This window comes from Hyalangium sp. (assembly GCF_045802625.1).
Taxonomy (GTDB): Bacteria; Myxococcota; Myxococcia; order Myxococcales; family Myxococcaceae; genus Hyalangium.
Genome location: NZ_JBJMQP010000061.1, coordinates 21,596 through 27,708 on the forward strand (window position 1 = coordinate 21,596; position 6,113 = coordinate 27,708).

Consider the following 6,113-nt stretch of genomic DNA (forward strand, 5'->3'; position numbering starts at 1 on the left):
TCAGTGGAGCAGGGAGGGGCCAATGCAGGGTGAGTCGCTGGAGACGCAGGACTTCTCGACGTGGGATGGCACGCCGTTCTTCGAGGGCCATCCGGAGGAGGGACGGCACGTCTACATCGTCAAATCGCGCGAGGAGGGGACCTTCACCGCCTATGGAGCGCTGGATGACCGACAGCAGGTCATCTTCGTGGTCCAGGGAACGCTCGCGCAGCTCGATCGCTTCGTGGCGCAGGTGAAGTCGGAGGGAGCTCGGGTAACGCATGGCCTGCCTCCTTTCGACACCAACACGGGGGGAGACAAGGCGAGCGACACCAGCCGGCCAGGCTTCGCGGGAGACCCCAGCGGGAGCCTCCAGGCACGGGACTTCTCGACGTGGGACGGTAAGCCCTTCTTCGAGGGCTCTCCGAAAGAAGGACGGCACGTCTACATCGTCAGGCCGCACGAGCAGGGCGGCTTCACCGCCTATGCTGCGCTGGATGACTCGCGGCAGATCCTCTTCGGGGTCCGGGGAACGCACACGCAGCTCGACCGCTTCGTGGCGCAGGTGAAGACGGAGGGCGCGCGGGTGACGCACGGCCCGCCTCCTTTCGACATCCGCACGGGCGGAGACAAGGGAGCGTCCGGAGGGAAGAAGTGACCCTGCAACTGTTGCTCGCTCGGGCGGGGGATGGGCAACCCGTCGTCGAGACGCCCCTGCCGGCGGAGTCCCTGCGGGGGGCGCCGCTCCCAGCCCCCCTGCCGAAGCCCACCCACCTGTACAACATGTCCGCCGAGCCCGACTCTCTGCGGGAACAGCGCTGGGCGCTCGTGGTTCCCGACACCGAGCGAGGCCGACGCCTCGAGGGCATCCTGTCGCCGTTGTGCGAGCGCCGCGCGGAGGAGCAGGGCCGGACGGTGGAGGTGTTCCGCGCTCCGACGGGGATGGACGCGGCCAGGGCTCAAGCCTTCGTGGACGAGGTGATGTACCCGACGTCCCGTTCCTCGCGGGAACACGCCCGCTACGTCCTGCTCGCCGGGACGCTGGAAGAGCTCTCGCTGGAGTTGCAGGAGGAGCTGACAGGGGATGGCTCGTGCTTCGTGGGACGCCTGCCCTTCGAGCGCGAGGAGGACCACGCGGCCTATGTCGCGAAGGTGCTGGCCCGTGAGCGGGACGCGGCACGCCCCCGGAAGGCCCGGGCCCTGTTCCTCACCGCGCAGGACATGTCGCTCCCGGTGCGCAGCGGCCATCGCTTCGTCACCAGCCCGGTGGCTCGGCGGTGCTCGGAGGCGCGCGCGAGGGGCTTCTTTCCGGCGAGCGGTGTACTCATGGAAGAACTGCCCGCGGGCTCCAAGGGGCGGCTGCTGGAACTGGCCGGTGCACCGGAGCCGGGCCTACTCTTCACGTTGAGCCATGGCGTCGGGGCGAGGCCCTCGGGCTGGGCGAGCGCCGAGGAACAGCGGCGCGAGCAGGGAAACATGTGGCTGGGCGATCGGACCGTGCTGACGGCCGAGGAGGTCCGCCAGGGGGCGTTCCTTCCAGGGGGCATCTGGTTCTATTTCGCCTGCTTCGGCGCGGGGACGCCGGCGCGGAGCGTGTACCAGCCCTGGATGGAGCAGCTCGTGCGCTCGGGCCTGATGCCCCCGTGGGAGCTGGAGGGGGTCGAGCGCTCGCGTCCCCTGGAGGCGAGGCCCTTCATCGCCGCATTGCCCCAGGCGGCGCTGGCCAACCCTGAGGGACCGCTCGCCGTCATCGGCCACCTGGACCAGGCATGGATCTGCGCCTTTCACGATCCCCGGACCGGACAGACGCATGCCAACCGGCTGGAGGAGGTGCTCGCGAGCTTGGTGGAGGGCTACCGAGCGGGGCTGGCGCTCCACGCGCTGTCACGTTTCGCCTCGAAAGCGGACCGGGAGTTGCGCAAGCACTACCAGGAGGACGCGGTGGCCGGGTCTTCCGGCCAGTCTCCAGCACCCCAGGTGGAGGAGCGGGCCTACCTGTGGATGGAGCGGCACGACGTCACGAACTACACGTTGCTGGGGGATCCGGCGGTGCGGCTCGTGGACCGACCTTCGCGCTGAGCTGCGGGCGGAAGAGGATGCGCATGTAACAAGTGCCGCGCCGTTCGTGATCCAGGTGCCATGACACTTCCTCTTCACAGATTCTTCGCTGACTTCCTCAAGGAAATCCGCCCGACGTCGGCCCAGCGTGCCGACATGATCGACGGGCACCTCAAGCTCCAGGATCTCCTGAAGTCGGATACGCAGCTCAAGACAGGGTTCGTCGGCATGTTCCTGCAGGGCAGCTACAAGCGCCGCACGGCAGTCCGGCCCAAGGACGGCAAGCGGGCGGATGTCGACCTCATCGTCGTCACCCGCATGAAGGAGTCCGAATTCACGCCCTCCCAGGCCATGGACTGCTTCAAACCCTTCTTGGAGCGGCACTACAAGCACAAGTACCGGCCGCAGGGCCGCTCCTTTGGCATCGAGATGTACTCAGTGGAGATGGACCTCGTCATCACCGCCGCGCCGGCGGAAGCCGAGGCCGGTGTCTATAGCTCTCTCACCGAGAGCGCGGACGTCCTCCGTCTCGACGAGGAAGAGACGCAGCCTCTCGTGAAGATGGCTGAGGGCAGCGTCCCGCAGTGGAAGACGGAGCCGTTGCGGATTCCGGACCGGGAGGCTGGCAGGTGGCAGGACACCCATCCACTGGTACAGCTGAGCTGGACGATCCAGAAGAACGCCCGGTGCTCGAAGCACTTCGTCAACGTCGTGAAGGCCCTCAAGTGGTGGCGGCTCGTCCACGTCAGTGAGCTGCCGGAGCGGCCCAAGAGCTACCCGTTGGAGCACCTCATCGGCGACTGCTGCCCGGACGGCATCTCCTCGGTGGCCGAGGGCGTGGTGCGGACCCTCGAACAGTTCAGCCGACGCTACGCCTCCGATGCTGCCAGGAAGCAGGCTCCCCATGCACCGGACCGGGGCGTGGATCAGGACGTCATGGCGCGCATCGGCGGTGACGACTTCGCGAAGTTCCATGCGCAGGTGGAGGCCGCCGCGAAGACGGCGCGCAAGGCGTTCGAGGCACCGGATGCGCAGACCGCGGCGCCGCTGTGGCGCGAGCTCTTCGGCGACAAGTTCCCCCGGGCTCCCGATGGCGGCCCCTCCCCGAAGAAGGCTAGCTTCACGCCCCACGACGACGGCGGGCCTGGAGTCGTGGGACCCGGTAGGTTTGCGTGAGAGACGCTCCCGCGCTGACGGACGCGCTCCGCCTGGGCCGCCGTGCCCTGGATGGCGTGGCCGGGGTAGAGCTCCTCGACGATGTGTCCTGGGACCCGGAGGAGCAGTGCTGGGTCCTTCCCCTGCGCCTGCGTGCGGACACCTCGGGGAGCGCCATCCCCGAGTGGACGAACTGGTACGTCCTCATCGACGAGCACTATCCCCGGGGGCGACTCGACGTCTTCCCCTCCAAGCAGGGGGGGCTCGAGGACACGTATCCGCACCAGCGCTTGAACCAGTCAGGGCCGGCGGCTCGACCGTGGCGGGAAGGGCGGCTGTGTCTGCAGACAGGCCTGGCGGCGTTCGGATTGAGGACGCGTGCGGAGGAGCCACGGAGTCCGGAGGCGCGGCTCTTCTGGCACGTCGCGGGCGCGCGGGAGTGGCTCGAAACCGCGGCCCGGGGCCTGCTTCTCGCCCCCGGTGACGCTTTCGAACTGCCCGACCTGCCCACGGATGGAAACCCGCAGGTGGTCTTCCGCGAGACGGCCGGGGCGCTCGGCTCCTGGACGGCGAGCCAGGAGCGCCGGGGATGGGTAGAGCTGCTCCCCGTGCCTGGAAACGCGCGGCTGCTCGCCGTGAATGCGTTTTCATCGCTCGATGGCCGCCAGCTGCTCTCACCCGGCTGGGGAGATCTGCTCCGCGCGGTGCCTCGGAAGCGGCGCTTCCGTGTGCCGTGGATGCGGTGTGACTCGCTCCCCATCCTGCCTTCCTACGCGCCCCCCACGTCCTGGCCCGAGTTGGAGCATGCGCTCCGGTTCCGGGGACTGGACCTCCGGAAGGAGCTTCAGACCTTCGCCTCGCGGCTCCGCGATGGCGAGCGCCACCTGTGTCTCATCGGCTTTCCCATTCCGGAGAAGGTGGGCGGGCCGGACGTGCGCATGCACTGGTGGGCGCTTCGGCTGCCCATCTTCGCCCATGGCGACGTGGCTCCGCGCGGCTATCGCCGTAACGAGCGGACGTACTGGCTCCATGACCAGGTCCATCTGTTCGAGCGCTCACTGCCTCTCGACTGGCTCCGCACCGACAACTGGGCACCCGAGGACCTGCGCAGCCGGGGGGCGCTGCCGGAGCCGCTGCGGAGCTCATGGGTGTTGCTGCTCGGGGCGGGGACGCTCGGCTCCGCCATGGCGGAGTTGCTCGTTCGCGGTGGGGTCTCCCGCATGGTCATCATGGATGGGGATGTCCTCGAAGCGGGGAATCTCGTGCGCCACACGCTCGATGTGACGGACGTGCGGTACTCCAAGGCCGACGCGCTCGCGCGCCGCCTGCGCAACCTCAATCCGGACCTGCGGGTCCATGCCTTCAAGAAGTCGCTGGACGAGCAAACGGCGCGGAGCATCTGGCTCGTCTCCCGATGCGACACCATCCTGGACTGCACCGCTTCGGACGAGGTCCTCGAGGTGCTGGGCCAGCACACCTGGGACGGGCCCCGCCTGTTCTTCTCCGCCTCCTTTGGTGTGGGGGCGCGGCGCCTGCTGTGCTTCAGCGCCACGGGCTCCTCCTTCCCGTCGGGTGAGTTCTGGAAGCAGGCCGGGTCGTGGATCCACCAGGAGCATGAGGAGCTCCGGCGCACCGCGCTGCCCAGAGAGGGACTCGGGTGCTGGCATCCCGTCTTCCCGGCCCGGGCGGAGGATGTGACGTTGGCCGCCGCCATCGCGGTGAAGGCGCTAGTGCGGGCCACGGCGACGCGCCCCGCCGCGCGCCTCGATGTCTATGAGCGCGAGGAACACGATGACTGCTTCCGTGGAGTCAGCCATGTGTCCCCTGTGGAAGCGCATGCCAGCCCTTGAGTTCCGTTCCGTGGATGCGCGCTTCCGGGTGCTCGTGCCAGGAGCCACCGTCCGCCGGCTCCTCCATCTGTGCCGCTCCTCGGGCAGGCGGGAGACGGGAGGCATCCTCGTCGGCAGGTACTCCGCCGGGCTCGACTGTGCCCGGGTGGGTGCCGCCTCCGGTCCTCCCAAGGACTCGGTTCGTGGACCCAGCTCGTTCCAGCGTGGAATGAAGGGCCTCCAGGCCTGGCTCGAGCGCCGGTGGGCCTCACGTGGCGACCATTACCTGGGCGAGTGGCATTTCCACCCGTATGCCCCGCCGGTACCGAGTGACACGGACCTCCAGCAACTCGGGCGAATCGCACGCACCGCCGATTACCGCTGCCCCGAGCCCATCCTGCTCATCGTGGGAGGAGACCCCGCCGGGAAGTGGTCGGTCAGCGTCCACATCGTTCCAAGTGGTCAGCCCGCCGTCCCGCTCCAGCGGCTCCAGGACCCCGCTGAGCCAGGTTGAAAACGCCTTGGACACTCCACGCGCCGTGAGGTTGGCAGCGCGCATCGGGGACGGTTAGCGTCCGCTCCCATGCTGAAGATGACACGGCGCCGCCTCCTCGCCACGGGGCTCGGGGGCGGAGTGCTGCTCCTGGTGGGCAGTGGGCTGCGGTGGTTCGCTTCGGGGTACCAGCTCCTTCCCGGCGAGGCCGCGCTGGGCCTGTCGGTGAAGGAGCTGTGCGTGGTCCGCTCGCTCGTGGAGGAGATGTTCTTTCCCGCCTCGGGCGCGCTGCCGTCGGGCATGGCGCTCGGCGTGCACCAGCGCGTCGACGAGGAGGTCTGGTCCCAACCCCAGGCCATGCGCGAGGACCTCCAGTCCGCCATCCAGCTAGGGTGAACCATGGACGCCACCACGCTCGAGAAGAAAGCCCGCACCGAGGGCACCCCCGTCATCAATGGCGAGACGGCTACCTTCGTGTGGCGCGGGCGCCGCCCCGTGTCCGTGACGGGGGACTTCCAGGACTGGTCCAGTGAGCCCATCGCCTTGCAGCAGGTGGCGCCCGGACTGTGGACGCACTCGCTCACGCTGCCTCGCGACAC

At 68.8% G+C, this 6,113-nt stretch carries 6 protein-coding genes and 1 pseudogene; all 7 read left to right on the top strand.

Annotation, left to right across the window (positions count from 1 at the left end; genetic code table 11):
• Positions 1–22 precede the first annotated feature (22 nt).
• Positions 23–637 carry a hypothetical protein gene (locus ACJ8AT_RS13005; protein WP_407738025.1) on the top strand — a complete coding sequence of 205 codons (615 nt, stop codon included), beginning with the start codon at positions 23–25 and terminating at the stop codon, positions 635–637.
• Positions 634–2,058 carry a hypothetical protein gene (locus ACJ8AT_RS13010; RefSeq protein ID WP_407738026.1) on the top strand — a complete coding sequence of 475 codons (1,425 nt, stop codon included), beginning with the start codon at positions 634–636 and terminating at the stop codon, positions 2,056–2,058. Before ACJ8AT_RS13005 ends, ACJ8AT_RS13010 begins: the two co-directional genes overlap by 4 nt.
• A 60-nt stretch (positions 2,059–2,118) precedes the next feature.
• Entirely contained in the window at positions 2,119–3,213 is a 1,095-nt protein-coding gene (locus ACJ8AT_RS13015) for an SMODS domain-containing nucleotidyltransferase (RefSeq protein ID WP_407738027.1), read from the top strand.
• The gene (locus ACJ8AT_RS13020) at positions 3,210–5,042 is read left to right on the top strand and encodes a HesA/MoeB/ThiF family protein (protein WP_407738028.1); all 1,833 of its coding nucleotides are present in this window, start codon (positions 3,210–3,212) and stop codon (positions 5,040–5,042) included. The genes ACJ8AT_RS13015 and ACJ8AT_RS13020 overlap by 4 nt, the downstream gene beginning before the upstream one ends.
• Positions 5,029–5,535: a Mov34/MPN/PAD-1 family protein gene (locus tag ACJ8AT_RS13025; RefSeq protein WP_407738029.1), complete on the top strand. Its 507-nt coding sequence runs from the start codon at positions 5,029–5,031 to the stop codon at positions 5,533–5,535. Before ACJ8AT_RS13020 ends, ACJ8AT_RS13025 begins: the two co-directional genes overlap by 14 nt.
• A 69-nt stretch (positions 5,536–5,604) precedes the next feature.
• Positions 5,605–5,910: a hypothetical protein gene (locus ACJ8AT_RS13030; protein ID WP_407738030.1), complete on the top strand. Its 306-nt coding sequence runs from the start codon at positions 5,605–5,607 to the stop codon at positions 5,908–5,910.
• Positions 5,911–5,913: 3 nt separating this feature from the next.
• A pseudogene (locus tag ACJ8AT_RS13035) lies at positions 5,914–6,113 on the top strand (esterase family protein); the annotation flags it as partial.

Bases quoted from the DNA above. Each gene is read 5' to 3' on its own strand.
- ACJ8AT_RS13030 (WP_407738030.1), top strand. From the start codon at position 5,605: ATGCTGAAGATGACACGGCGCCGCCTCCTCGCCACGGGGCTCGGGGGC.
- ACJ8AT_RS13015 (WP_407738027.1), top strand. From the start codon at position 2,119: ATGACACTTCCTCTTCACAGATTCTTCGCTGACTTCCTCAAGGAAATC.
- ACJ8AT_RS13025 (WP_407738029.1), top strand. From the start codon at position 5,029: ATGCCAGCCCTTGAGTTCCGTTCCGTGGATGCGCGCTTCCGGGTGCTC.
- ACJ8AT_RS13005 (WP_407738025.1), top strand. From the start codon at position 23: ATGCAGGGTGAGTCGCTGGAGACGCAGGACTTCTCGACGTGGGATGGC.